A 24,344-nucleotide genomic window follows, 5' to 3' on the forward strand; every position below is an offset into this window, starting at 1 on the left:
ATGTTTCAGCCGGCGGCGTGCGTTTTCGTGCCGCGGGCCGGTGCGCGCGGTGCGCGGGCCGCTGGATACGCGCGCTTGCACACGTCGATGACGACCTCGCGCAGGCGGCGATGCGCGGGGTCGTGCTGCATCCGCGGATGCCAGAGCGCGGAGATCAGGATCTCGGGCAGCCGGACCGGTATCGCGAAACTGCGCAGCCCGAGCGCGTCCACGAGCCCCGGCGTGAATGCGTTGCCGAGGCTCGAGCGCGGTACGAGCGCGATCAGGTCGGTGCCGGCCGCGACGCGCATCGCATCGGGGTAGCCGGGCACCACGACCTGCACGATATGGGCGGGCGCGCGCGTGTCTGCCGGATCGTTCGCCGGCCCGCTGAAGTCGCCGAGCTGCGATGCAATCACGTGACGGCAGGCCGCGTAGCGCGCAGGCGTGATCCTGTCCGCCGCGAACAGCGGATGCCCGGCGCGCGCCACCGCGACGTGTCCGTCGTGAAAGAGCTCGCGCGTATGCAGCTCGGGCGCGTCGTCGCCGCGCTTGCCGATTTCCAGATCGACCGTGCCGTCGCGCAGCGGCCCCGGATCGCGATCGAGCCTCGCGACGAAACACACGCGTACGCCGGGTGCGATTTCGCCGATCGCGGCGACCACCGGGCCGGCGAGCATGTCCATGAACGACGCGGCCGCGCGGATGGTGAACGTGGACGACAGCGTAGCCATGTCGATGTCGGCCGTGGCCGGACGAAGCACGGCCCGCGCATCGCTCGCGATGGCATGCACGCGATCGCGCAACGCCGACGCGTGCGGCGTCGGCACGAGCCGGCGTCCGGCGCGCACGAGCAGTGGATCACCCGTGGCGGTACGCAGCCGCGTGAGCGTGCGGCTCATCGCGGAGGTGCTCAGTCCCAGCCGGCGCGCGGCGCCGGTCACGCTCCCTTCGGTCAGCAGCACGTCGAGCGCGGTGACGAGGTTCAGATCGATGTCTTCCATCCGGACAGCATACGACATCGCGCGGCATGACAGGGCGTTCGGTGCAACTATGGATTGCATTCGATGCGTCTGGTGCATGTGACGGCGCGCGCCTATAGTGGCCGGATGACGAACTCCGGCAAAGGCGAAGTCCATGCAATCGACCGTATCGAACCCCAAGACACCATCGATCCTGCTCGTCGCGGCCTCGCGCGGCCTCGGGCTCGCGATGGCGGAACAATTCCTGAACAAGGGCTGGCACGTGACCGGAACCGTGCGCGCGGCCTCGGGGCGCACGCAACTGCATGCGCTCGCCGAACGCTTCGACGGACGGCTCGAGATCGAGACGCTCGACATCTGCGAGCCGGAACAACTGGCCGCGCTGCGCGCGCGCTTGTCGGGCCGGCGCTTCGACATGTTGTTCGTGAACGCCGGCACGACCAACGATCCGAACGAAACGATCGGCGAGGTCACGCTCGACGAATTCGTACGCGTGATGATCACGAATGCGCTGGCGCCGATGCGCGTGATCGAGGCGCTGCAGGATCTCGTGACCGCGGATGGTCTCATCGGCGCGATGTCGTCGGGGCAAGGAAGTGTCGCGAACAACGTGAGCGGAATGCGCGAGGTCTACCGCGGCAGCAAGGCTGCGCTGAACCAGTTCATGCGCAGTTTCGCGGCGCGCCAGGCCGGAACGCCGCGCGCGATGGCGCTGATGGCGCCGGGCTGGGTCCGCACGGAACTGGGCGGGCCCGATGCGCGACTGACGATCGACGAAAGCGTGCCGAGCCTCGTGAACGTGTTGATCGGGAAGCAACGGCGCCCGGGGCTCGAATACCTCGATTACCAGGGGCGCACAGTGCCGTGGTAGCCAGGGCAGCGGCGCGCGTGGCTCGGGCAAAGCCGGCCGGCCAAGGCATCGCGCCGGCATTCGACGCGGCAGACGCGAACCGTTCGCGCGGCGCATTGCCGTCGCGTGCGTGACGATGCGCTGCGCATGCGGCGCCGATTCAATACAATGCGACGTCTGGGCGCCGGCACCGTATCGGGCCGCTGGCTGCCACCTTCGACGAGCAACCGCGCATTGTGGAATGACGGCCCGTCACGGCGGGCCGCTGGCGAATACGGAGCGCAGCATGAAAGAACCTTACCTGCAGGTCATCGCGCATTTCTTCGCGAAACCCGGCAACGGCGACCGCGTGATCGAACTGCTGGCCGAACTTGCGCCGGCTACGCGCACCGAGCCGAAGAACATCGACTATGCGTACTTCCGGTCGCCGGTCGATCCCGACCATATCGTGATCCTCGAACGCTACCGCGATGCCGACGGCCTCGACGTGCATCGGGAAACGCCGCATTTCCAGCGCATCGGCGTCGGCGCGATCATTCCGTTGCTCGATCGCCGCGACGTGACGTGCTACATGGTGCAGCCGGACACCGGCACGGCGACACCGCCGGGAGACGCCCGATGAACCCGTTTCAATTCCGTACCGTTCCGACGCAGATCGTCGAATTCGGCGCCGCGAGCCGGCTCGGCGCGTTGTTGCGTGAACGCTTTCCCGCGCTTGCGCGGCTATGCGTCGTCACAGACGCATTCCTGCATCGCAGCAGCGTGCTCGCGCCCGCGCTGGAGAGCCTCGCCGCGCACGGCTGGCAGGTGACCGTGATCGACGACGTGATCGCCGATCCGCCCGAGCATGTCGTGCTCGAAGCGACCGCGCGCGCGGTGGCGGCCGATGCAGAAATCGTGCTCGGTCTCGGCGGCGGTTCGTCGATGGACGTCGCGAAGCTGATCGCGGTGCTCGCGCCGGGGCGGCAGGCGCTGGCCGACATGTACGGCGTCGACAAGGTTGCAACGTCGCGGCTGCCGCTCGTGCAGATGCCGACGACGGCCGGCACCGGCTCCGAAGTGACGGCCGTGTCGATCGTCACGGTCGGCGAGGCGCGCAAGATGGGCGTCGTGTCGCCGCACCTGTTCGCGGACGTCGCGATCCTCGACGCCGGGCTCACGCTCGGGCTGCCGCGCGCGGCAACGGCCGCGACGGGCATCGACGCGATGGTGCATGCGATCGAGGCTTATACGTCGTCGCGGCTCAAGAATCCCGTGTCCGACATGCTGGCCGTGCACGCATTGACGCTGCTGTCGCGCAACCTGTTGAAGGCCTGCGATGACGGCCGCGATCGCCATGCGCGCGAAGCGATGCTGGTCGGCGCGATGTTCGCCGGCCAGGCATTCGCGAACGCGCCGGTGGCGGCCGTGCATGCGCTGGCCTATCCGGTCGGCGGTATTTTTCATGTGCCGCACGGGCTGTCGAATGCGCTCGTGCTGCCGCATGTGCTGCGCTTCAATGCGCCGGCCGCCGCGCCGCTGTATGCCGAGCTCGCGGCGATCGTCGCGCCGTCGGCGACGGGCAGTGACGAAGCGAGGACGCAGACGCTGATCGGCGAGATCGATCGCCTGATCGTCGCGACAGGCATTCCGCGCACGCTGCGCGAGGTCGGCATCGGCGAGGGCGACCTGCCGAGGATGGCGTCGGATGCGATGCTGCAGACGCGCCTGCTCGTGAACAATCCGCGCGAGGTCACGGAAGCCGACGCGCTGGCGATCTATCGGCAGGCGTGGTGATGCGGCGCGCGTGACTGCGCGGCGAGTGCTCCATGAAGCCTTGCCCGTGATGCGGTGCGGGTGATGCCGATCGATGGTGTGCGCCAAGGCAGGAGCGATACTGAACGTGCGCAACGATCCGATACTCGGTATCGATACGGAAGCATGCACCAAAGGCCGATGCAATCGACGGGAAACGACATGACGCAACGGGAAGAAGCAGCGCGCACGCGATGCGTTGCGTGGCAGATCACGCAGACCTGGCAGGCCGCCGAATGGTGCCGGCTTGTCGAGACGCGCGCGGGCGTCGACCTGTCCGGCGCGGTTGCGGGCGCGATCGACGGCACGCCGTTTCGCGTCGACTATGCGATCGCGTGCGGCTCGGACTGGCTGACGCGATCGGCGCACGTCACGTACTGGCTCGGCGCGGCGTCGCCCCGGCGGCTTGCGATCGAATGCAAGGCGGGGCGCTGGACGATCGACGGTGTCGACGTGCCGGCCCTCGCGGGCGCGACCGACGTCGATCTCGGCTTCAGTCCGTCGACCAATACGCTGCCGATCCGGCGTCTCGGGCTTGCGGTCGGCGCGTCGGCCGTCATTCACACGGCCTGGCTGCGGTTTCCGGCGTTCGAGATCGTGCGCGGCGAACAGCGCTATGCGCGCACGGCGCAGCACGTTTACCGCTACGAAAGCGGCACGTATGCGGCCGATATCGCGGTGGACGATGCGGGCCTCGTCACCGATTACGACGAGTGGCGGCGGACCGGCGCGACGCATGCGCGGTAACGCGGCGCAGCTGCGGCGCGTCAGCGTGCGTTGGCGACCGTCACCTTGCCGGGAATCAGCTTCAATGCACTGAACGCGTCGGCGATGTTCTGCTGATACGCGAGCGTCGCATCGGTCACGGGCTGCACACCGTAGCCGGTGCGCTTGAGCGCGACTTCGAGCGTCGGCGCGTCGAGGCCGACGAGCGGCGACAGTTGCGCGGCGACTTCCGGAACATGGTCGCGTGCCCACCGATCGAGCGCGTCGACTTCGTCGAGCAGCGTGCGCAGCACCTGCGGCTGCGCGGCGGCATACTTGCGCGCGGCGAGGTAGTACTGCGTGTTGCGCACGAGGCCGTCGCCATTCGCGACCACGCGTGCGCCGAGCTGCCGTTCGGCGGCCGCCAGGTACGGATCCCAGATCACCCACGCGTCGACGCTGCGCTGCACGAACGCGGCGCGCGCGTCGGCGGGCGTCAGATAGACAGGCTGAATGTCGGCATACGTGAGGCCCGCATGCTCCAGCGCCTTCACGAGCAGATAGTGGACGTTCGAACCCTTGTTGAACGCGACCTTCTTGCCGCGCAGCTGCGCGACGGTGCGGATCGGTGAATCGGGCAGCACGACGATCGCCTCGCCGTGCGGCGCGGGCGGCTCGTTGCCGAGATAGACGAAATCGACGCCCGCGGCCTGCGCGAAGATCGGCGGCGTCTCGCCGACCGTGCCGACGTCGATCGCGCCCGCGTTCAACCCCTCGAGCAATTGCGGGCCGGCCGGGAACTCGAGCCACTGGACCGCCACGCCCTGGCTCGCGAGCCGCTTCTCGAGCGTGCCGCGCGCCTTGAGCACGACGAAGTTGCCGTATTTCTGGAAACCGATGCGCAGCCGTTTGTCGGGGCCCTGGGCCAGCGCAGGCATGCCCGCGAGCGGGCCGAGCGCGAGCCCGGCCAGTCCGGCGGCCGCGCCCTGCAGCCACCGGCGGCGACGCGGATTTGTCACGGGCGTTTCAAGGTCTGCGTGCTGTGTGTCGTTCATCGATGCGTCCTGCAGGCGGGTTCACGGGGGCGCGCTTGTGGCCCGACCGGCACGGGACGCAGCCGGATGCGGGCGATGCGCGCGGCCGGCAGGCTCGCGCCGGATGCACGACGATACGGCCGCGCGAATCGGCGGCCAACCAATGAATCCGCATATGCAAATCAGCGGCCTGACGATGCGTGAACGATGGGCCGGCAGCGCGCCGCCGCACTCAATCGGCACCGAGCGGGCTTTCCTCGATCGAGTCGACGCGATCGGGGTAAAACGCGAGGTGCGCGCGAATCGGTTCGACGGCCGGGTTCGGATGCTCGTACGTCCACACCGCGTTGGTCGCACGTTCGCCGCCGGCGGGAATCGAGTAATACGCGCAATCGCCCTTGTACGGGCAGTACGTCGCATGGTCGGTGCGTTGCAGCAGCGCCATGTCGGCGTCCTCGCGCGGTACGTACAGAACGGCCGGATAGGTGGCCTCGCGCAGCGCCAGCGCGCGGCGCGTATCGGCGACGACCTTGCCGGCCACCTTGACCACGACGCGCGACGGATGCGGTTCGATCGTGATCGGATGATCGGGGCCCGGCGACTTCACGGGACGAGAGGGCGTATCGGGGTTGATCGACATCGTGGATCCTCCGGGAAGATGCAGCGCGCCGACAGGCACGCCGCGCCGCAACGTGTGCGCAGGTCGACCGCTCGCGCGCGCATTGCGGCGTTGACCTGCCGATACGATGCGCCAATTCCGTAGAACCTGCAGGGGGACGGAAGGCGGTGCCGCGAATGGCAGCGCCGCATGACGCGCAGCGGCGCATGGCAGCCGGAATTCGCCGGCATGTCCGCGACGCTCGCGTGGACATTTTCATGCAGCGGCAGCGGGATGCACCCGCCGCGATAAGCAACGCGGAATTAATTGGTAAGCGATCGGCGGGCGGCGCGCGAAGATCGGCGGTCGTCATTCGCATGACAGTCCTTTCTCGACCGCCACCATGAAGATTCCATTCGTCTCGTTCGCCGCGCATTGTGCGCGGCCTGCATCCGCTGCCGTTGCGGCGCTGCGCGGCATCGCCGCGTCGCTGCTGCTCGCCGGCGCGCTCACGCCCGCGTTCGCGGCGCCGGCCGGCAAGACGCTCGTGTATTGCAGCGAAGGCAGCCCGGCCGGCTTCGATCCCGGCCAGCATACGACCAGCACCGATTTCGACGCGAGCACGTACACGATCTACAACGGGCTCGTGCAGTTCAAGCGCGGCACGCTCGATCTCGAACCGTCGCTCGCGACGAGCTGGGACGTGTCGTCCGACCAGCGCGTCTACACGTTCCACCTGCGCCGCGGCGTGAAGTTCCAGACGACCGCCTGGTTCAAGCCGACGCGGCCGTTCCAGGCGGATGACGTCGTGTTCACGTTCCTCCGGATGCTCGACCCCGACGACCCGTTCCGCAAGGCCTATCCGGTCAGCTTCCCGTACTTCAGCGATCTCGGATTCGACCGCAACATCGAGCGCATCGAGAAAGTCGACGACGATACGGTGCGCTTCGTGCTGAAGTCGCCCGACGTCGTGTTCGTGCGCAATCTCGCGATGGCGTTCGCGTCGATCCTGTCGGCCGAATATGCGTCGCAGTTGACGGCGCGCCATCGCGAAGCCGACATCAACCAGTTCCCGGTCGGCACGGGGCCGTTCCAGCTGCGCGCGTACCAGAAGGACGCGACGATCCGTTACGACGCGAACCCCGACTACTGGAAGCCGGACGACGTGAAGCTCGCGCATCTCGTGTTCGCGATCACGCCCGATCCGGCCGTGCGCCTGCAGAAGCTCACGGCCGGCGAGTGCCAGGTGTCGGTATTCCCGCGGCCGGCCGATCTCGAGACGGTGCGGCGCGACCCGAAGCTGACGCTGTTTTCGGGGACGGGCTTCAACGTAGGCTTCGTCGCGTACAACACGCAGCATCCGCCGCTCGATCGCGTCGACGTGCGGCGCGCGCTCGACATCGCGATCGACAAGGCGGCGATCATCAAGACCGTGTTCAACGGCGATGCGACGATCGCGACGAACCCGATGCCGCCCGCGCAATGGTCGTACAACCCGCGCCTGAAGGACGCGCCGCGCGATCCGGCCGCAGCGAAGGCGCTGCTCGCGCAAGCAGGATTCCCGAACGGTTTTGACCTGACGCTGTGGGCGATGCCGGTGCAGCGCCCGTACAACCCGAACGCGCAGCTGATGGCGCAACTGATCCAGCAGGACTGGGCGAGGATCGGCGTGCGCGCGAAGATCGTCAGCTACGAATGGGGCGAGTACAACCGCCGCGCAAAACACGACGGGCAGCACGACGCGATCCTGTATGGCTGGTCCGGCGACAACGGCGACCCCGACAACTGGCTCGGCACGTTGCTCGGCTGCGATGCGGTGCACGGCAGCAACCTCGCGAAGTGGTGCAACGCGGATTTCGAGCGGCTCGTCGGTGCGGCGCGCTCGAACGCGGATGTCGCGAAACGCACGTCGCTTTACGAGCAGGCTCAGGTCGTGTTCAAGAGTCAGGTGCCGTTCACGCCGATCGCGACGTCGATCGTGTCGCTGCCGATCTCGAAGCGTGTGCACGGGATGACGTTTTCGCCGCTTGGCGGGCACCGGTTCGACGGTGTATGGCTGGATTGAGGAACGAGCGCGTGCGCCGGCTTTCGTCGCGAAGGTCGGTGCAGTGGAGCGCGGCGTTCGCTGTCGCAGTGGGAAGACCGATGTGCGCCGCCGACGCGGGACAAGCAACGATTCGAAGCATGCTTATGCCGAGTTTCGAATTGGCAAATCGCGCGTGGCGGGCGACGTGCAATATTTTCCGGGTCATGCCGGCGTGTGCGAAAGGATTGCCGGAATCCACATGCGAGCGCTAGCTTTTAATTCACAAATGCGGAGTGCGCGGCATATCGAAAAGTTGAATAAAAATCATCGAATTGCAGCGCGGCGGCAATAATCTCCCTGGCATTAACCCTCTTATTCATGAACCATGCCCGGCCCGTTGTGCCGCAATGAAAGAGCGGGAAATGATCTGCGCGCATTTCATCGTTGAAGCGATTCACCCATAAATACACTCCGACGCCAAATCATTTGAATTCGCCCAAAAAATTGTCTATACCCTAGACGAATTGGCGTGATCCGCATCGTGCCAGTGCGGCTCTGCATCAGACGCGCGAATGTCGCGGCGAATACCGTTGCCGTATACCGCGCGCTACTGCGATCGAATGGATTCCGGGGGAATGCGCACGGTCGGATGCCGGGGCCGCCGCATGAGTCACGAATGGGCGAACGCCGTGCGCACCGACCCGTGCAACGCCGCGTCATTACATTCAACGGTCGATCACCGACCCCGCCACACGGAGGTTGTCATGCTGCAATACGTCAAGACCTTGCTGCGCGATGAACGTGGTGTCAGCTCGCTCGAATACGCGGTTCTGGCGGGCATCGTCGTGGTCGCACTGGCGGCGGTCGGGGTGATTCTCAGCAGCACGTCCGGCGGCTTGCCGGCCGTGTTCACCGCGCTGATCAACAAGGTCACGGCGTTGATCTGATCTCCTGAACCCGCGCGCCGTCGGCGAACACACGGATCCGAAGCGGTACGAAGTATCCAGCCGGGGCGCGCCGACGGACGGCATCTCCGATGCTCTTTCTCGTACAGTCGGCGGCGACACTCGTGCTGGTGTCGCTCGCGACGCAGGACCTGCGCGAGCGGCGCTTGTCCAACCGCGCCGTACTGGCGCTCGCGATGCTGTATTTCGTCGCGGCGGCACTCGCGCGCGCCGGGCTCGCGCAACTCGCCGGTCACGTGGCGACCGCCGCGGCGATGCTGCTGCTGTTCGTCGGCCTGCGTCACGCGGGCTTCATGGGCGGCGGCGACGTCAAGCTGGCGGCGGCCGTGTTCCTGTGGGCCGGCCCGGCGCTTGCGTTCCCGGTATTGATGATCGTCGCCGCGGGCGGCGCCCTGTACGGCCTCGCCACGCTCGCGGCCATTGCATGGCGGCGTCACGCCGCGCCGACACGTGCGCTCGAGACGCGCGGCGTGCCGTACGGCATCGCGCTCGCGCTCGGCGGTGCGCTAGCCGTCTGGATGCCGCTTCCTCGCGCGGTTTTGCTTCCCTAGACCGGAGGACGCACGCCGCCATGCCCAAACCCTTGAGAATGGCCGTGCTCATCGTCGCCGCCGCGATCGGCGCATTCATCCTGCGCCAGCTGTATATCGCGGCGTCGACGCCTTCGGCGCCCGGCGAAGCGGGCGCAGTGAGCGTGCGCGTCGCGGCGGCGGACCTGCCTGAAGGGCTGCTGCTGCGCGACAACGATCTCGCGTGGAAGCGCATGCCGCGCGCGCAGGTGCCGGCTGGTGCGTTCGTCGAGTCGCAACCGGGCGCGGACCTGAAAGGCGCGCTGCTGCGCAACCGTGTCGACGCCGGTGCGCCGATCCGTGCGGACAACGTGATTGCTGCCGGCGCGCCGGATTTTCTCGCGGCCGCGTTGCAGCCCGGCATGCGCGCGATCTCGGTGCCGGTCGACGACGTATCCGGCAACGCGGGGCTGATCCAGCCTGGCGACTTCGTCGACGTGGTGCTCACGCAGGAGATCGGCGGGTCCGCGACGACGCCCGGCACGTTCGAAGCGGAGACGGTCGTGCGGCGCGCGCGCGTGCTCGCGGTCGGCTCGGAATTCCAGCGCGCGAAGACGCCCGCTAGCGCGCCGGACGTGCCGGTTCGCGCGCGCACGGTCACGCTCGAGGTCTCTCCGCGCACCGCCCAGGTCGTGCTGGTCGCGACGCGCCTCGGCTCGCTGTCGCTGGCGCTGCGCAGCTTCGCGACGAGCGACCGCCGCCAGGCGGCGGGCGGCGACGAGCAGGAGCCCGATACGCCCCCGGTCTGGGCCGGCGACGTGTCGCGCGCGGCCCGCGACGCGGCAGCGCGGGCGCCGTCCGGGAGAACGGACAGCGGCACGCGGCCGGCATCGCAGGGCAATACGGTCGTGATCTACCGCGGCTCGTCGGTCGACGACGGGGCGCGCGGCAGCGGCATCGGCACGCCGGGCTTGCCGCCGCTGCCGTCCGGTTGGCCGGGCACGCCGGTTGCGCCGGCTGCGCCAGCGGGCGGCAATGCCGCTGCGGCCACGACGGCGCACGCGCCGGGGGCGGTCGTACCGCAGTGACGAGGTGACGGTTCGGGCCGGCTGCCCGGCGGCCGGCATTTGACGGGAACACGCATGGTGCGCATGGTTCGTTGGATCGCTTTCTGTTGCCTGGCCTGCATCGTCGCGCCGGGCGTCGTGCTCGCGCAGCGCGCGCAAGCGCCGGACGCGGCCGCGGCGTTGTCGATCGCGACCGGCAAGGGCGAGATGCTGTCGCTGTCCGAACCCGCGACCGCGATGTTCGTCGCGGACCCTAGCATCGCGGACATCCAGGTGCCGTCGCCGCGCACCGTGTTCGTGTTCGGGAAGAAGGCCGGCACCACCACGCTGATCGCGCTCGGCGCGAACCATCGGCCGATCCTGCGTCGGACGGTGATCGTGCAGGTCGACACCGCATCGCTGCAGGCGGTGCTCGACAGCCGCTTTCCGCAATTGAAGCTGTCGGTGTCCGGCGCGCCGGGCTCGCTGATGGTGTCGGGCAAGGTGCCGAGCGCAGCCGACGCGGACGCCGTGATGCAGTCCCTCGCGCCTTATCTGAACGACAAGGAAAAGATCGTCAACCGGCTCACGCTGTCGCGCCCGATCCAGGTGAACCTGCGCGTGCGCGTGACCGAGGTGAGCCGCAACATCACGCAGCAGCTCGGCATCAACTGGAGCTCGCTCGGCGCGGCAGGCAACTTCGTCGGCGGGTTGTTCAACGGGCGCACGCTGTTCGATCCGACGACCAAGCTGTTCAACCTGTCGCCGAGCGGCGCGTATTCGATACTCGGCGGTTTCCACGCGGGGCGCTGGTCGATCGACGTCGTGCTCGATGCACTCGACCAGGAAGGCCTGATCACGATGCTGGCGGAGCCGAATCTCACCGCGATGTCCGGCCAGACCGCGAGCTTCCTCGCCGGCGGCGAAATTCCGATTCCGGTCGCGCAGGCCGGCACCACGACCGGCGCGATCACGGTCGAGTTCAAGCCGTTCGGCGTGTCGCTCGATTTCACGCCGACCGTGCTCGCCGACAACCGGATCAGCCTGAAGGTGCGGCCGGAGGTGAGCGAGGTCGATTCGAGCAACAGCGTGACGACCGGCGGCGTCACGGTGCCGGGACTCTCCGTGCGGCGCGTCGAGACGACGGTCGAGCTGTCGAGCGGGCAAAGCTTCGCGATCGGCGGGCTGCTGCAGAGCCAGACGGCCGATACCGTGTCGCAGATCCCGGGGCTCGGCCGGCTGCCGATCATCGGCCGGCTGTTTTCGTCGAAGAACTTCCAGGACAACAAGACCGAGGTCGTCGTGATCGTCACACCGTACATCGTGCAGCCGACCGGCCCCGGCCAGCTCGAGCAGGCGCTCGACACCGTCGCGCGGCCGAGCAGCGATCTCGAGTTCGCGATCCAGCGCAACCTCGGGATCGACCTGTTGTCGGGCGACACGCCGCGCCTCGTCGGCGCCGCCGGCTTCGTGTACTGACCGCAGGAGCGCGCATGCGAATTCGAACCATCGTCTCCGCCCTGTTGCCGCCGGCGCTGGCGGGCTGCCTGTCGGCGCCGCCCCCGATCAATCTGCCCGATGCGCGCGCGATCGGCTTCGACGGCGTGCACGCGGTGCCGCCCGACTGCGCGAAGCTGATGCAGCCGTCGCATCTCGTCGATGCCGGGTTCGGGCGGCCCGGCGTGCCGTTTGGCTGCGCGACCTACACGAATCTCGCGACGATGCTCGCGCGGCCGGAAGATCTCGTCGCGCCCGTGCCGTACGGCGGCGCGGATGCGCAAGTCGCGGCCGACGCCGTGCGCCGCTACGTCGAGGATCGCGTGAAGCAGCCCGCACCCGACAAGACGTTGACGACGACCGGCTCGCCCGGCCGTTGACCCATCCCCGAAGCGAAGCGCGATGCCACCCATGAACGTCCTCGACCGCCAGAACGCCAAGCGCGCCGCCTTTGCCGGAGCGGCGGATCTCATCGCGGTCGTGACCGATGCCGGTAGCGAAGACGTGATCCGGCGCGTCGTGCAGGATCTGTCGATCACGCGCGCCGTCGTGCAGCCGGGCAACTGCGACGACGCGATCCGGCTGCTGCAGCAGCACGAGCGCTCGCCGCGCCAGCTGATCGTCGACGTGTCGGATTCGGTGCTGCCGGTTTCGGACCTGATGCGGCTCGCCGACGTGTGCGATCCGTCCGTGCGGGTGGTGGCGATCGGCACGCAGAACGATGTCGGGCTGTTCCGCAACCTGCTCGGCATCGGCGTGCAGGACTACATCGTGAAGCCGCTGACCGTCGAGCTGATGCGGCGCGCGCTGACCGCGACGGAATCGGTCGTGCAGGCGCGCACCGGCAAGATCGTCGCCTTCGTCGGCGCGCGCGGCGGCGTGGGCGCGACCACGATCGCGGTGAGTCTGGCGCGCTGCCTCGCGGGCGAGAAGCGCCGCCGCGTCGCGTACGTCGACCTCAACCTGCATGGCGGCGGCGCGAACGCGATGCTCGGGCTGTCGAGCAACAACGGGCTGATCGAATTGCTGAACATGGCGCAGCGTCCCGATGACGCGCTGTTTGATCGCATGTTCGTCACGAAGGGCGACCGCCTGCACGTGCTCTCGGCGGAACTGGCATACGGCGAGGAGGCGCCGCTGCGCAACGATGCGGTCGCGTCGCTCGTCGACATGCTGAAGGACCGTTTCCACTACGTGCTGTTCGACGTGGGCATCCGCGCCGGCAAGCTGTTCGAGGACGCGCTGGAGGCGGCCGATCTCGTCTATATCGTCGCCGATCGCTCGGTGCACGCCGCATACGAAGCCGCGCGGCTTGCGCGCTTCGTGAAGGAACTGCCCGGCGAACGGCTGCTGTCGATGGTGCTGAACAACCCGCTCGAGCCGGTCAAGGGGCGCGTCGCGCAGGCCGACTTCGAGGACGCCTTCGGCGGCGTGAGGCTGCGCGAGCTGCCGCACGAGCCGCAGCCGCTCGCGATTGCCGAGAACCTCGGCGAACCGATCGCGGGCGCGAAACGTCATGGCTTCCTGGACGAGATCCGGTTGCTCGCGAATGGCATCACCGGCGAATCGATGGCGGTCGCCGAGCCGTGGTACGCGCGCTTCGTCAAATGGAGGAAAGGATCGTGACGTTCGGTACCCGCAAACAGCCGCCGCCGGACTCCGCGCCGGCAGGGACGCCCGCCACGTCGGGCGCCGGCGCGCCCGCGCAGGGGCCGGCCGAGAGCCCGGCGCCCGCACCCGCGCGCGGGCTTGCGGCGGCCGATACCCAGGAGGCGCTCATTCGCTCCGGCAAGTTCGATGCGATTCGCAACGCGGTGTTCTCGTCGATGAACATGTCGGCGGCGCTGATGAAGACACGCGACGAAGTGCGTGCCGGCATCGAACAGGTAGCCGCGCACACGGTCGAGCGCGAACGTCTGAAGATCACGACGGGCGAGCAGGTGTTGATCGTCGATGCGATTCTGAACGACATGTTCGGCGTCGGGCCGATCGAACCGCTGCTCGCCGACGACACCGTGTCCGACATTCTCGTGAACGGCCCCGACCAGGTGTACGTCGAGCGCGCAGGCCGGCTCGAACTCACGCCGCTGAAGTTTCGCGACAACGCGCACGTGACGAGCGTCGCGCAGCGGATCGCGGCGGCGGTCGGGCGCCGTGTCGACGAAAGCAGCCCGATGGTCGACGCGCGTCTCGCCGACGGCAGCCGAGTGAACGTGGTCCTGCCGCCGATCGCGATGCGCGGTGCGTCGATCTCCATCCGCAAGTTCGCGAAGCGCGACATCACGCTCGCGCGAATGGCGCATCAGGGCAACATCTCGCACGGGATGTTGCAGGTGCTGAAGATCGCGTGCGCGTGCCGGCTGAATATCGTGATCTCGGGCGGCACCGGTTCGGGCAAGACCACGCTGCTCAACGCGCTGTCGCAACATATCGAGGAGCACGAACGGATCGTGACGATCGAGGACGCGGCCGAGCTGCAACTGCTGCAGCCGCACGTCGTCAGTCTCGAGACGCGGCCCGAGAATACGGAAGGGCTCGGTGGAATCTCGCAGCGCGACCTCGTGCGCAACGCGCTGCGGATGCGGCCCGACCGCATCATCCTCGGCGAAATCCGCGGCGCGGAGGCGTTCGATGTGCTGCAGGCGATGAATACGGGGCACGACGGCTCGATGACGACGATCCATGCGAACTCGCCGCGCGATGCGATCAGCCGGCTCGAAAGCATGGTCATGATGGCGAACGCGAACCTGCAGCTGCTGTCGATCCGGCGCCAGATCGCGAGCGCCGTGCACCTGTTCGTGCAGGTCGAACGGATGCGCGACGGCGTGCGCCGCGTGACCCGGATCACCGAGATTGTCGGGATGGAGGGCGAGGTGGTGATCACGCAGGATCTGTTCGCGTTCCGCCAGGAGGGCGACACGACGCGGGACGTGGTGAAGGGCGTGTTCGAGGCATCGTCGCTGCGGCCCGCATTCGCGCCGCGCGCCGCGTACTACGGTGTCGAGGACGCGCTTTCCGAGGTATTCCGGCAATGAGGGCCGCGGACCTGTTCGCGCTCGGCGCATTCGTCGCGATCCTTGCGGCGGGCCTCGCGCTGTCCGCGTTGCTGGATCGCGCGCGCCATACACCGGAACAGCGCATTCGTGCGCGGATGCGCAACCTTGCGCCATCGCTGGCGGGCCGGGAGGCCGGTGCGGCCGCGGCGCCCGGCGTCGCGCTGTTCAACCTGCCGCGCCGTCAAAGCCGCTTGCGCGCGTGGCTGCAGCGTTTCGTGACGCGGGTGCGCGCGGTGGGCGGCGAGCGCGGAATGCGCGTCGTCGTCGCCAGCACGATCGCAGGGGCGATCGCCGCGATCGTCGTGGTGCAGCTCGTCGCGCTGCCGCGCGCGCTTCATCCGCTGATCTACGTCGGCTTGCCGCTGGTGGCGATGCGCGCCAGTTACCGCGCGCTGGTCGAGCGATTCAGGCTGCGCTTTCTCGAAGCCTTCCCGGACGCGATCGACCTGATCGTGCGGGCCGTGCGCGCCGGCATTCCGGTCACGCAGGCGATCAGCACGGTGGGCGACAGCGCGGCGGAGCCGGTGCGCTCGACTTTCCGCACGATGGGCGACAGCCTGCGCGTCGGTGCGGATCTGAAGGACGTGCTCACGCTCGCGGCGGACCGGCTGATGATCGCGGACTTCTCGTTCTTCACCGTCTACCTGCTGCTACAGCGCGAGACGGGCGGCAGTCTCGGCGAGACGCTCGACGAGTTGTCGAGCATCATTCGCACGCGCCGCGACATCCGTCTGAAGACGCGCGCGTTGACCGCCGAAGGGCGGATCACGACGAAGATCATTTCGGCGGTGCCGTTCGTGATGATCGGTGCGCTTTTCCTCGTGAATCGCGCGTACGTGATGCTACTGTTCGACACGCATGCCGGACGCGTGATGCTGACGATCGCCGCGGTGCTGCTGACGATCGGACTGCTGACGATTCGCAAGATCTCGAAACTGGATACTGCGCGATGACGATGTCGATGCTGGCCGCCCGCGGCCTCGAACTGTTGATGTTGCTCGCGTGTGTCGCAGCGGCGCTCGCGCCGCCCGGCGGCGGCACGCGCCGACGGATCGGGGAGCGTGTGCGGCAGGCGGCCGGGCAACGCCCGTTGTCGCTGGCGTCGGGGCGGCTGCAGCCGGGCGAGGTGCGTCAGGATCTGACGCGGCGGCTCGCGCAGCTCGGCGAGCGGCTGCCCGTGCTCGACCCGATGCAGCGCGCGAAACTCGGGCTGCAGCTCACGCGCGCGGGCTTCCGCGAGCGGCGTGCGGTGTCTTCGATGATCGGCATCAAGCTGAGTTGCGGCGTGTTGTTCGCGGGCGGCGCGATCGTGTTCAGCCCGTACATTCCGCGCTTCGGCGAATACTTCGTGATCCGGGCGCTGGCGATGGTCGCCGCGTTCGTGATCGGCGTGATCGTGCCCGAGTATGTGCTCGGCGCGATGATCCGCAGGCGCCGGCGCATCATCTCCGCGTGCTTTCCCGATGCGCTCGACCTCCTCGTGATCTGTACGATGGCAGGTAACAGCCTCGTGTCGGGCATGCGGCGTGTCGCGCGCGAACTCGAGCGCATCTGCCCGCCGCTCGCCGACGAGCTGATGGTGTGCGCGGACGAGCTGACGCTGAGCGGCAACGTAGCCGAAGCGCTCACGCACTTTGCGGCACGCGTCGATTTCGCGTCGGCGCGATCGCTGGCCACGACGCTCACGCAATCGCAGCGATTCGGCACGCCGATTACGCAGGCGTTGCGGACGCTGTCGCGCAGCGAGCGGACCGAGCAGATCGTCGCGCTCGAGGAACGTGCCGCGAAGCTCGCGCCGAAGATCACGCTGCCGATGATGCTGTTCATCCTGCCGACGGTGGGCCTGATCGCGGCGGGCCCGGCGGCAATTCGCCTGCTCGAGGTATTCAAATGACACCATCCGTCATCCGTGCGTTCGCGTTGGCGGCCGTGTTGCCGGCGCTGGCCGGCGGCTGCGCGCCGGGCATCCAGACGCGGTCGGCGCTGTCGCACAAGAGCGACGACCCGCAGGCCGAATTGCGCATTGCCGACAGCGCGCTTGCCGGCGGCAACGTCGATCTCGCATCGACGCTGTACGAGAAGGTGCTTGCCCGGCATCCCGATTCGCTGCCGGCGCGCCTGGGGCTCGGCGACGTCAACTACCGCGCCGGCGACCTGGAGCGCGCGCGCATTCTCTATGAGCAGGCACGGCAGCAGGCGCCTGCCGAACTCGGGCCGCAGATCGGGCTCGCGCGCGTCGCATTGCGGCAGCGTCGGCTCGACGAGGCGGCACGGCGCTACCGCGAACTGCTGGCTGCGCAGCCGAACCTTCCGCTCGCGGCGGAAGGGCTCGGCACGGTGCTCGACCTGCAGGGGCGTCACGAGGAGGCACAGGCGGTCTATCGAGATGCGCTGCGCGCGCATCCGGACGCGCAGGGGTTGCGCGTCGATCTCGGGCTGTCGCTCGTGCTGGGCAACCGGCCGCGCGAGGGCGTGAACGTATTGCTCGACGTGGCCGGGCTGCCCGATGCGCCGTGGCAGGCGCGGCAGAATCTCGCATTCGCGTATGGCGTGCTCGGCAACACCGATTCGGCGAAGAAGCTGCTGTCCGCGGATTTGCCCGCGTCGGCGGTGGCCGACAATCTGCGCGTCTATCAGGCGGTGCGCGCGCAGCTTGCATCGCGCCCGGCCGCCGCCGCACGACCGTCGACGGGCGCCGCGCTCGAGCCGCGCGCCGCGCCGCCCGCCCCGGAGGCCGAAAAATGACACGCGGGCCGAGGGGTACGCGCCGCGCGCGCGGCGTCGTATCGCTCGAATTCGTGCTGATGCTCCCGTTCCTGCTGATGGTGCTGATCGGCATCATCGACACGAGCCTGCTGCTGTGCGACAAGGCCGTCATCACGAACGCGAGCCGCGAAGCCGCGCGTGCCGGCGTCGTGCTGCGCGTACCGATGCTGACCACGACGCAGATCGCCAACGTCGCATTAAGCTACACACAGAACAGCCTGATCACCGGCGGCACCGCGACGCCGCCGACCGTGACCGTGACGCAGACGAACGGCACGACATCGGGCACCGCACTGACGGTAACCGTGACCTACACGTATTCGGGACTGGTGCTGGGTTCGGCGTTCAGCGCGCTGACCGGCCCGGTGACGATCTCGGCCAGCTCGGTGATGCTCTATGAATGACGCAGCCAACCGGCCGCGGATCGGCGACGTGCGCGAGCGCGGTTCCGTCGCGCTGTTCTTCCTGATGTTCCTGATTCCGCTGCTGTCGTTCGGTGCGCTCGCGATCGACATCGCGTGGGTGGCCACGGTGCGCAACCAGCTGCAGAACGCCGCCGACGCGGCCGCGCTCGCGGCGGCCGACGCGATGATGTCGCCGAGCGGCGGCGCGCTGAACTGGTCACAGGCCGCTCCCGCCGCGAACGGCGTGATCGCGCAGAACGCCGCGGCCGGCGCACCGCTGGCGACCGGCACGGTGACGACCGGGTACTGGAACGTGACGCGCAACCCCGCATCGATGCAGCCGACCACCATCACGCCCGGCGCGTACGACGTGCCGGCGGTGCAGGTGACGGTGTCGCGCGCGCCGGGCGTGAACGGCGGGTCGATTCCGCTGCTGCTCGGCGGGTTGCTCGGCATCCCCGGCGCGTCCGGCAGCGCGACCGCGATCGCGGTGCTCGCCGCGCCAGGCGGAGTTGCCGCGGGCGGGCTCTTTCCGATCGCGATCGACCAGTGCGTGTACAACCAGTACTGGAACGTGCTGACCAACCAGCCGCTGATCAACCCGCTGACCAACCTGCCGTACGAGTTCTCGATCACGAACGGGCAGACCTACGGCGCTCTGTGCATGGGCGGCCAGTGGACGTCGTTCCAGTCCACCGCGACCGACACGACGACGATGAGCGGCCTGATGGTGACCGGCAACCCGACGACGCTCAACATCGGCGACAGCATCTATCTCGCGACCGGCGTGAAGGCCACGCTCTACACGTCGGTGCCGGTCGGCACGACGGTGGTGCTGCCGGTCGTCACGCAGACGGCGAGCAGCACCTACGTGCCGATCGTCGCGTTCGCGGCGTTCCACATCGACGTGTCGCTCGGCGGTACGTACAAGTACATCCAGGGGCACTTCGTTGCCGGCGTGAAGATGACCGGCGTCGCGACGGGCGTCGGCCCGTACTACGGTGTCTACGTGCCCCCGCGGCTCGCATTGTGAGCGTCGTGGCGCGCGCGGCGCAGCAGCACGAGCATCGCGAAGAGCGTCACGGCCGGGCCGATCTGCGGCAGCTGCAGCCACGGGTTCAGGTATTCGACGATCGGCAGCGCCCACATCAGCGCGATGGCGGTCTGTTCGCCGCGCAGCCAGCCGTCGCGCCAGCCGATCGACAGCATGCAGGCGATCGCGACGGCGAGCCATGTGAGTTCGTAGTGCCACAGGTACGGGTTGGCCAGGAACGTCGCGACCGTCAGCACGGCCGCGCGCACGCGGGTGTCGCGCGACTGCGTCCATGCGATGCAGGCGGCCGCGATCGCGATAACGGCGATGCATGCATGGGCGGCATAAGCGGCGCCGAGCGGCACGCCCGCGAGCCGGAACGCCGCGAACGGTGTCGGTGACGCGAGCCAGAACACGACACCGTGTTCGAGGACGATCGAGCGTGCGAGGGCCGTGCTCGCGACGAACAGACGCAACGACTCGATGCCGCAGACCAGGGCGCTCAGCGCGACGAACGCGCCGGTGGCCAGCGCAGCCCACGCGATCGTGCGCCATGCGCGTGTCGCCACCAGTACGAACGGGAACAGCAGCGCCATCTGCGGCTTGACGGACATCAGTCCGATGCAAACGCTCGCCAACATCGGCCGCCGGTCGACCCAGTGGACGGCCAGCGCCGCGCACGATGCGGTCAGGAACGTGTTTTGCCCGAGCGCGGCGGTGACGAATACGCACGGCGCGACGGGCAGCGCAACGATGCCGGCGCGCCATGCGCCGGGAATCGTGTCGAGACGGGATACGCGCCACACGGCGAGGCCGAGCACGGCGACGCCGAACGTGACGAACAGCGGATAACCGAGCGCGAAGGGCAGCAGCGCGAGCGGTGTCACGAGCAGCAGATAGGTGGGCGGGTATAGCCACGGAGCGAAGGCGTCGCGACGAAGGTTCGGGAACAGCTCGGCCGACAGCCGCGAGAATGCCGAGAAATCGTATGCCTGCGACGGCGAGCCGTGCAGCATGACGTACGACGCGGACCAGAACACCGAGAAGTCGGCGCCGGCGCGTGACAGGACGCCGCCGTGCGCCTGACGCACGACGGATATCCAGATCGCGATGAACAGCGCGGACAACGCCAGCATCAGCATGCTGTACAGGACGACGCGCCGCGGCGTGAGCCACGCGACGACAGGGTGCGGCGCCGGGCGCAGCGATTCCCGGGAAACGTCCATTGCCGCCGTCCGGTTCTACTTGAACAACGCTTTGCGAGCAGCGACGCCCGTGGCCGCCGGCGTCGCCGTCCGGCGGCGCGCCGCGTGCGCGCGCTTCAGCGGGAACTGCAGCAGTGTCGATGCCGGCTGCCCGGCGGCATCGCGCTCGGCGCCGTAGCGTCGCCTGACGAGATAGACAGGACGCTGCTTGGACTCGTGATAGATCCGGCCGAGGTATTCGCCAATCACGCCGATACCGATCAACTGGATGCCGCCGACGAACAGCACGACGGAAATCAGTGACGGGTAGCCGTGCACCGGATTGCCGAACAGCAGCGTTCGCACCACGATGAAGGCGCCGTACACGAGTGACAGCATCGCGAACGTGAGGCCGACGTAGGTCCATATGCGCAGCGGTACGGTGCTGAAGCTCGTGATGCCCTCGAGCGCGAAGTTCCAGCGGCGCCATCCGGAGAACTTCGAGCGGCCGCCGCTGCGCGGCGCGCGCGTGTATTCGACGATTGCGGTGCGAAAGCCGACCCAAGCGAACAGCCCCTTCATGAACCGCCGCCGCTCCGGCAGCGCGCGCAGCGCATCGACGACCTCGCGATCCATCAGGCGGAAATCGCCGACGTTTTCCGGCATTTCGACTTCGGACAGCGCATTGTGCACGCGATAGTAAAGCGCCGCCGCCGCGCGCTGCAGGTACGGATCGCACAAGCGGTCGGTGCGTTTCGCGGCGACGACCTCGGCGCCGCCGCGCCAGTGTTCGATCATCGCGGGAATCAGTGCGGGAGGATCCTGCAGGTCGGCGTCGATCAGGATCACCGCCGCGCCGGCGGCCTCGTCGAGGCCCGCGGTGAGCGCTGCTTCCTTGCCGAAGCGGCGTGTGAGATCCACGACGTGCACGCGCGGGTCGCGGGCGGCGACCGCGACCAGCCGGTCGAGCGTGCGATCGCGGCTGCCGTCGTTGATGCAGACGATCTCGAAGCGAACGCCGGCGACTGACTCGAGCACGGGCAGCGTTTGTGCAAAGAACGCGTCGATCGTTTCCTCTTCGTCGTGAAGCGGCACGACGAGCGATATGAGTGGCTTCCTGGCGTGCGTGGACATGCTGCGATCCCCCGAGAGATCCGGCCTGCGCTGCACCGTATGGTTCCGGTTGTCCAGTGCCGAACGGGCACGGTCCGGTTCGGCGTGAAGTCGGTTGCGGCCTGCTCGTCCACCGCGCACCGGACGACTGGCATTGCGTTCATTGTAGGCAGGAATCGCCGATTCGTAACACGTATCGGTGGATTGGCCGAATCTTGACGCCGGGGAAAACATCGGACGGTGATTGTCCGCGAACGGCGCGCGGTGGCGCTAGGATGGCGTTTTCAAGACTGCTGGAGGGTGCGATGCAGGTTCAGGAACTGGCCGGTGCGCCGCTCGATTTCTGGGTGGCGATGGCGGAAGACCTCGGCGCGCCGCGCGTCGACGCCGCCGGATGCACCGTTATTCGTGAACCGGGCGGCACGCCGGTTCCGTATGCGCCGTCGTCGTCGTGGGCGGACGGCGGCCCGCTCGTCGAGCGCCTGCCGTTCGGCGCGTTCGAACGTGACGGCGGGCACGGCGCGTGGCGCGCGGTGCTGCATCGGCCCGTGCCGGCGGCGGGCGAGCGCTGCACGTTCAACCAGTCGGGGCCGACGTTGCTGGTCGCCGCGATGCGCACGCTGGTCGCGTCGACGTTCGGCGACGACGTGCCGGATCTCGACATGTCGAAGCCGCGTTGAGCGCGCGCGAAGCCGGTCATGCGGCCGACAGGTTGCGTACCGCGATCGATGCGACGTCGACACGCTTCGGCAGGATCGCGTCCGCGGCGGCACGGTCGGCAACGCGCTGCAACACGTCGATGTCCGCACTGGTGACGCCGCGCTGCGCGAGCGCCGCCCTGCGGACGATGTCGGCGGCGGCGTCGCGCGGCAGGCGCGTGAGCGACGCATAGACGGCCGCGTAATCGACAGGGTGCGACAAGGCCCACTGGCCGGCCCGCGTAAGCCGCGCGAGCACGTCCGACAGTGCCGCGCGCTTCGATCGATCGTCGAGCGTGTCGATCGGCGACGTGAGGAATGCGAGTCCCGAATTGATCCCGGTGCCGTCGCGCACGATGCGCGCGCCGCGCCGAACCACGTGCCCGTAGTACGGATCGAAGGTCGCCCAGATGCCGATCTGCTTCGCCTCGAACGCGGCGAACGCATCGACCGGCAGCACGAAACGCACGTCGACGTCGCCCGGTGCGAGGCCGTGTTCGCGCAGCGCGCCGTATAGCTGGTATTGGGAGATGCTGCCGCGCGCCGACGACACGACGACGGTGCGCCCCTTCAGATCGGCGACGGTGCGCACCGGCGAATCGGGCTGCACGACGATGCCGAGCGACGTCGGCGAGCCGACGCGTGTCGCGACGATCCGCAACGCCGGATCACCGAGCGCGGCCGTCAACACGGGCAGGTCGCCGGCCGGTGCGAGATCGATCGCGCCGGCGCGCTGCGCTTCGAACAGCGGTGCCGCGCCCTGGAAATTCGCCCAGCGAAACCGGTACGGTACGCCGTCGAGCACGCGCGCGGCCTCGGCCAGCGCGCGCAGGCCGCCGGCCTGATCGCCGAGCACCAGCGTGACGTTCGACAGGTCGGGGCCGGCCGCGCGCACGGGCCGTGCGACGGTGCCGGCCAGCGGTGCGGCGGCCAGGGCAGCAACGCGCAGCAGGGCGCGGCGGCGGGCCGGGGCGGGCGGAGAAGTCATCGGCGGCGGGTCCTCGGTGATCCGCGCGCAGGCCGCGCGGCTGTCCGGCAGATTACGGAATCGGTTTCGCGCCGGCAAACATCGAATTGCGAAATGCTTATTCGCTCATTCGCGCGCGTGCGGTGAATGGCGATGGGGAGAAGCCTGGGCCGCAGCCGTACTCGTGGCAACCCGAAATTGAAAAATGCATTCGGGTGCGCGTTCCATCTGTAAACAGACCCTAGCCAGCGGCCGGAACGGTGCGCAGGAAGGCGCGTACCGCAGGCGCTTTTTCGAAGCGCCGATGCGCGAGCGCGAGTTCGGACACGATCGGCTTGCCGGCGATCGGCCGGTACACGACGCCGGGCAGCGACACGCAACCGGCAAGCGCGTCCGGAATCACGGCGACCCAGCCGTTCACCGATACGCATGCGAGTACCGCGAGCAGCCCGCCCGGCCGCGCGGCTATCACCGGCGCGAAGCGGCCGCGGCGTGCGACTTCGAGCGTGCCGCGTTCCTGTTCGGGCACCGCGAAGCGTGCATCGGCGAGATCGGCGGCGCGCACGGCGGTCATCGCCGCGTAACGCGAATCGGCCGGCACCGCCGCGACGAACACGTCGCGCTGCAGCGTGACGATCCGCAGCCCGCCCGGCAGCGGTAACGGCGGGCGCACGTATGCGAGATCGAGCCGTCCCGTGTCGAGTTGCTTCGCGACGTCGTCCATCGGCACCTCGCGCAGGTTCAGCTCGATACGGGGATGCGCGGCGCGGAACGCGCCGACCGTGCGCTGCAGCGTGCCGGAATAGACGGCTGACGACACGTAGCCGATCTCGAGCCGCCCGAGCTCGCCGCGCTCGGCAAGCGTCGCGAGTTCGCGGCCGCGCTGCAGATGCTCGAACGCGGCGCTCGCCTCGGCGAGAAAGGCCTCGCCGGCCGCCGTCAGCGCGACCGCGCGGCGCGACCGCTGGAACAGCCGCACGCCGAGCACCCGCTCGGCTTCCTGGATCTGTCGCGTGAGCGCGGGCGGCGCCATGTCGAGCGCGTCGGCCGCGCGGGCGAAATGCAGGTGCTGCGAGACGGCCAGGAACGCGCGCACGTGACGGAATTCGAGTGGATTCATGATTGCAATTTTCGTCA

Annotated in this window: 26 protein-coding genes; 18 read left to right on the forward strand and 8 right to left on the reverse strand. The window is 68.5% G+C overall.

The window, feature by feature from the left end:
- Positions 1-5: 5 nt before the first annotated feature.
- Positions 6-983, reverse strand: coding sequence for a LysR family transcriptional regulator (locus WI26_RS18865; protein WP_069227782.1), 978 nt, complete (start codon positions 981-983; stop codon positions 6-8).
- A 133-nt stretch (positions 984-1,116) separates the two neighbouring features.
- Between WI26_RS18865 and WI26_RS18870 the strand changes: the two genes are divergently transcribed.
- The 4 genes from WI26_RS18870 (at position 1,117) to WI26_RS18885 (ending at position 4,353) form a co-directional block, all read left to right on the forward strand.
- Positions 1,117-1,833 carry an SDR family oxidoreductase gene (locus WI26_RS18870; protein WP_069226796.1) on the forward strand — a complete coding sequence of 239 codons (717 nt, stop codon included), beginning with the start codon at positions 1,117-1,119 and terminating at the stop codon, positions 1,831-1,833.
- 265 nt (positions 1,834-2,098) lie between these two features.
- Positions 2,099-2,434: a putative quinol monooxygenase gene (locus WI26_RS18875; RefSeq protein WP_059466694.1), complete on the forward strand. Its 336-nt coding sequence runs from the start codon at positions 2,099-2,101 to the stop codon at positions 2,432-2,434.
- Positions 2,431-3,588, forward strand: coding sequence for an iron-containing alcohol dehydrogenase (locus WI26_RS18880; RefSeq protein ID WP_069226797.1), 1,158 nt, complete (start codon positions 2,431-2,433; stop codon positions 3,586-3,588). Before WI26_RS18875 ends, WI26_RS18880 begins: the two co-directional genes overlap by 4 nt.
- Before the next feature lie 180 nt (positions 3,589-3,768).
- A complete protein-coding gene (locus tag WI26_RS18885; RefSeq protein WP_069227783.1) occupies positions 3,769-4,353 on the forward strand; it encodes a putative glycolipid-binding domain-containing protein in 585 nt (194 codons plus the stop codon).
- Positions 4,354-4,373: 20 nt separating this feature from the next.
- Here WI26_RS18885 and WI26_RS18890 read toward each other — a convergent pair whose 3' ends face one another.
- Together WI26_RS18890 and WI26_RS18895 are read right to left on the reverse strand one after the other, a co-directional pair.
- Positions 4,374-5,366 (reverse strand): sulfonate ABC transporter substrate-binding protein, encoded by a 993-nt coding sequence (locus tag WI26_RS18890; protein WP_069226798.1) that lies wholly within the window; start codon positions 5,364-5,366, stop codon positions 4,374-4,376.
- Between the two features lie 211 nt (positions 5,367-5,577).
- Positions 5,578-5,985, reverse strand: a complete 408-nt coding sequence (locus tag WI26_RS18895; RefSeq protein ID WP_069226799.1) for a DUF427 domain-containing protein — start codon at positions 5,983-5,985, stop codon at positions 5,578-5,580.
- 361 nt (positions 5,986-6,346) lie between these two features.
- Here WI26_RS18895 and WI26_RS18900 point away from each other — a divergent pair, with 361 nt between their 5' ends.
- The gene (locus WI26_RS18900; protein WP_069226800.1) at positions 6,347-8,008 is read left to right on the forward strand and encodes an ABC transporter substrate-binding protein; all 1,662 of its coding nucleotides are present in this window, start codon (positions 6,347-6,349) and stop codon (positions 8,006-8,008) included.
- A 236-nt stretch (positions 8,009-8,244) separates the two neighbouring features.
- On the opposite strand, the gene WI26_RS32290 is transcribed toward WI26_RS18900, so the two are convergent.
- Entirely contained in the window at positions 8,245-8,427 is a 183-nt protein-coding gene (locus WI26_RS32290; protein WP_155768792.1) for a hypothetical protein, read from the reverse strand.
- A gap of 306 nt (positions 8,428-8,733) precedes the next feature.
- On the opposite strand from WI26_RS32290, the gene WI26_RS18905 reads away from it, so the two are divergent.
- From WI26_RS18905 to WI26_RS18960, 12 genes are all read left to right on the forward strand, one after another.
- Positions 8,734-8,916, forward strand: coding sequence for a Flp family type IVb pilin (locus tag WI26_RS18905; RefSeq protein WP_044843866.1), 183 nt, complete (start codon positions 8,734-8,736; stop codon positions 8,914-8,916).
- 89 nt (positions 8,917-9,005) lie between these two features.
- Positions 9,006-9,485 (forward strand): A24 family peptidase, encoded by a 480-nt coding sequence (locus WI26_RS18910; RefSeq protein ID WP_069226801.1) that lies wholly within the window; start codon positions 9,006-9,008, stop codon positions 9,483-9,485.
- Between the two features lie 20 nt (positions 9,486-9,505).
- Positions 9,506-10,531: a Flp pilus assembly protein CpaB gene (gene cpaB / locus WI26_RS18915; RefSeq protein ID WP_069226802.1), complete on the forward strand. Its 1,026-nt coding sequence runs from the start codon at positions 9,506-9,508 to the stop codon at positions 10,529-10,531.
- Positions 10,532-10,594: 63 nt separating this feature from the next.
- Positions 10,595-11,968, forward strand: a complete 1,374-nt coding sequence (locus tag WI26_RS18920; RefSeq protein ID WP_420480792.1) for a type II and III secretion system protein family protein — start codon at positions 10,595-10,597, stop codon at positions 11,966-11,968.
- A 14-nt stretch (positions 11,969-11,982) separates the two neighbouring features.
- Entirely contained in the window at positions 11,983-12,366 is a 384-nt protein-coding gene (locus WI26_RS18925) for a CpaD family pilus assembly lipoprotein (RefSeq protein ID WP_059595339.1), read from the forward strand.
- A gap of 22 nt (positions 12,367-12,388) precedes the next feature.
- Entirely contained in the window at positions 12,389-13,612 is a 1,224-nt protein-coding gene (locus WI26_RS18930; protein WP_069226804.1) for an AAA family ATPase, read from the forward strand.
- Positions 13,594-15,021, forward strand: coding sequence for a CpaF family protein (locus tag WI26_RS18935; protein WP_230939456.1), 1,428 nt, complete (start codon positions 13,594-13,596; stop codon positions 15,019-15,021). Before WI26_RS18930 ends, WI26_RS18935 begins: the two co-directional genes overlap by 19 nt.
- A complete protein-coding gene (locus tag WI26_RS18940; protein WP_069226805.1) occupies positions 15,018-15,995 on the forward strand; it encodes a type II secretion system F family protein in 978 nt (325 codons plus the stop codon). Before WI26_RS18935 ends, WI26_RS18940 begins: the two co-directional genes overlap by 4 nt.
- Positions 15,992-16,936, forward strand: coding sequence for a type II secretion system F family protein (locus WI26_RS18945; protein ID WP_069226806.1), 945 nt, complete (start codon positions 15,992-15,994; stop codon positions 16,934-16,936). The genes WI26_RS18940 and WI26_RS18945 overlap by 4 nt, the downstream gene beginning before the upstream one ends.
- Complete coding sequence (locus WI26_RS18950; protein WP_059595343.1) at positions 16,933-17,787, forward strand: tetratricopeptide repeat protein; 855 nt, start codon at positions 16,933-16,935, stop codon at positions 17,785-17,787. The genes WI26_RS18945 and WI26_RS18950 overlap by 4 nt, the downstream gene beginning before the upstream one ends.
- Positions 17,784-18,212, forward strand: coding sequence for a TadE/TadG family type IV pilus assembly protein (locus WI26_RS18955; protein WP_069226807.1), 429 nt, complete (start codon positions 17,784-17,786; stop codon positions 18,210-18,212). The genes WI26_RS18950 and WI26_RS18955 overlap by 4 nt, the downstream gene beginning before the upstream one ends.
- Positions 18,205-19,245 (forward strand): TadG family pilus assembly protein, encoded by a 1,041-nt coding sequence (locus WI26_RS18960; protein ID WP_069226808.1) that lies wholly within the window; start codon positions 18,205-18,207, stop codon positions 19,243-19,245. Before WI26_RS18955 ends, WI26_RS18960 begins: the two co-directional genes overlap by 8 nt.
- On the opposite strand, the gene WI26_RS18965 is transcribed toward WI26_RS18960, so the two are convergent.
- Together WI26_RS18965 and WI26_RS18970 are read right to left on the reverse strand one after the other, a co-directional pair.
- Complete coding sequence (locus tag WI26_RS18965; RefSeq protein WP_069226809.1) at positions 19,218-20,471, reverse strand: glycosyltransferase family 87 protein; 1,254 nt, start codon at positions 20,469-20,471, stop codon at positions 19,218-19,220. The genes WI26_RS18960 and WI26_RS18965 overlap by 28 nt on opposite strands.
- A 15-nt stretch (positions 20,472-20,486) precedes the next feature.
- Positions 20,487-21,563: a glycosyltransferase family 2 protein gene (locus WI26_RS18970; protein ID WP_069226810.1), complete on the reverse strand. Its 1,077-nt coding sequence runs from the start codon at positions 21,561-21,563 to the stop codon at positions 20,487-20,489.
- 284 nt (positions 21,564-21,847) lie between these two features.
- Here WI26_RS18970 and WI26_RS18975 point away from each other — a divergent pair, with 284 nt between their 5' ends.
- Positions 21,848-22,222, forward strand: a complete 375-nt coding sequence (locus WI26_RS18975; RefSeq protein WP_069226811.1) for a phage protein NinX family protein — start codon at positions 21,848-21,850, stop codon at positions 22,220-22,222.
- 16 nt (positions 22,223-22,238) lie between these two features.
- Here the strand turns inward: WI26_RS18975 and WI26_RS18980 are convergent, their stop codons facing one another.
- Both WI26_RS18980 and WI26_RS18985 read right to left on the reverse strand, forming a co-directional pair.
- Positions 22,239-23,228 (reverse strand): ABC transporter substrate-binding protein, encoded by a 990-nt coding sequence (locus tag WI26_RS18980; RefSeq protein ID WP_069227784.1) that lies wholly within the window; start codon positions 23,226-23,228, stop codon positions 22,239-22,241.
- 220 nt (positions 23,229-23,448) lie between these two features.
- Positions 23,449-24,327, reverse strand: a complete 879-nt coding sequence (locus WI26_RS18985; protein ID WP_069226812.1) for a LysR family transcriptional regulator — start codon at positions 24,325-24,327, stop codon at positions 23,449-23,451.
- Positions 24,328-24,344: the final 17 nt, after the last annotated feature.

Origin of the sequence: Burkholderia diffusa, from assembly GCF_001718315.1 — a bacterium.
Classification (GTDB): domain Bacteria; phylum Pseudomonadota; class Gammaproteobacteria; order Burkholderiales; family Burkholderiaceae; genus Burkholderia; species Burkholderia diffusa_B.

Coding starts and splice junctions, on each gene's coding strand:
- WI26_RS18865 (WP_069227782.1), bottom strand. CDS start 983: ATGGAAGACATCGATCTGAACCTCGTCACCGCGCTCGACGTGCTGCTG.
- WI26_RS18870 (WP_069226796.1), top strand. CDS start 1,117: ATGCAATCGACCGTATCGAACCCCAAGACACCATCGATCCTGCTCGTC.
- WI26_RS18875 (WP_059466694.1), top strand. CDS start 2,099: ATGAAAGAACCTTACCTGCAGGTCATCGCGCATTTCTTCGCGAAACCC.
- WI26_RS18880 (WP_069226797.1), top strand. CDS start 2,431: ATGAACCCGTTTCAATTCCGTACCGTTCCGACGCAGATCGTCGAATTC.
- WI26_RS18885 (WP_069227783.1), top strand. CDS start 3,769: ATGACGCAACGGGAAGAAGCAGCGCGCACGCGATGCGTTGCGTGGCAG.
- WI26_RS18890 (WP_069226798.1), bottom strand. CDS start 5,366: ATGAACGACACACAGCACGCAGACCTTGAAACGCCCGTGACAAATCCG.
- WI26_RS18895 (WP_069226799.1), bottom strand. CDS start 5,985: ATGTCGATCAACCCCGATACGCCCTCTCGTCCCGTGAAGTCGCCGGGC.
- WI26_RS18900 (WP_069226800.1), top strand. CDS start 6,347: ATGAAGATTCCATTCGTCTCGTTCGCCGCGCATTGTGCGCGGCCTGCA.
- WI26_RS18905 (WP_044843866.1), top strand. CDS start 8,734: ATGCTGCAATACGTCAAGACCTTGCTGCGCGATGAACGTGGTGTCAGC.
- WI26_RS18910 (WP_069226801.1), top strand. CDS start 9,006: ATGCTCTTTCTCGTACAGTCGGCGGCGACACTCGTGCTGGTGTCGCTC.
- cpaB (WP_069226802.1), top strand. CDS start 9,506: ATGCCCAAACCCTTGAGAATGGCCGTGCTCATCGTCGCCGCCGCGATC.
- WI26_RS18920 (WP_420480792.1), top strand. CDS start 10,595: ATGGTTCGTTGGATCGCTTTCTGTTGCCTGGCCTGCATCGTCGCGCCG.
- WI26_RS18925 (WP_059595339.1), top strand. CDS start 11,983: ATGCGAATTCGAACCATCGTCTCCGCCCTGTTGCCGCCGGCGCTGGCG.
- WI26_RS18930 (WP_069226804.1), top strand. CDS start 12,389: ATGCCACCCATGAACGTCCTCGACCGCCAGAACGCCAAGCGCGCCGCC.
- WI26_RS18935 (WP_230939456.1), top strand. CDS start 13,594: ATGGAGGAAAGGATCGTGACGTTCGGTACCCGCAAACAGCCGCCGCCG.
- WI26_RS18940 (WP_069226805.1), top strand. CDS start 15,018: ATGAGGGCCGCGGACCTGTTCGCGCTCGGCGCATTCGTCGCGATCCTT.
- WI26_RS18945 (WP_069226806.1), top strand. CDS start 15,992: ATGACGATGTCGATGCTGGCCGCCCGCGGCCTCGAACTGTTGATGTTG.
- WI26_RS18950 (WP_059595343.1), top strand. CDS start 16,933: ATGACACCATCCGTCATCCGTGCGTTCGCGTTGGCGGCCGTGTTGCCG.
- WI26_RS18955 (WP_069226807.1), top strand. CDS start 17,784: ATGACACGCGGGCCGAGGGGTACGCGCCGCGCGCGCGGCGTCGTATCG.
- WI26_RS18960 (WP_069226808.1), top strand. CDS start 18,205: ATGAATGACGCAGCCAACCGGCCGCGGATCGGCGACGTGCGCGAGCGC.
- WI26_RS18965 (WP_069226809.1), bottom strand. CDS start 20,471: ATGGACGTTTCCCGGGAATCGCTGCGCCCGGCGCCGCACCCTGTCGTC.
- WI26_RS18970 (WP_069226810.1), bottom strand. CDS start 21,563: ATGTCCACGCACGCCAGGAAGCCACTCATATCGCTCGTCGTGCCGCTT.
- WI26_RS18975 (WP_069226811.1), top strand. CDS start 21,848: ATGCAGGTTCAGGAACTGGCCGGTGCGCCGCTCGATTTCTGGGTGGCG.
- WI26_RS18980 (WP_069227784.1), bottom strand. CDS start 23,228: ATGACTTCTCCGCCCGCCCCGGCCCGCCGCCGCGCCCTGCTGCGCGTT.
- WI26_RS18985 (WP_069226812.1), bottom strand. CDS start 24,327: ATGAATCCACTCGAATTCCGTCACGTGCGCGCGTTCCTGGCCGTCTCG.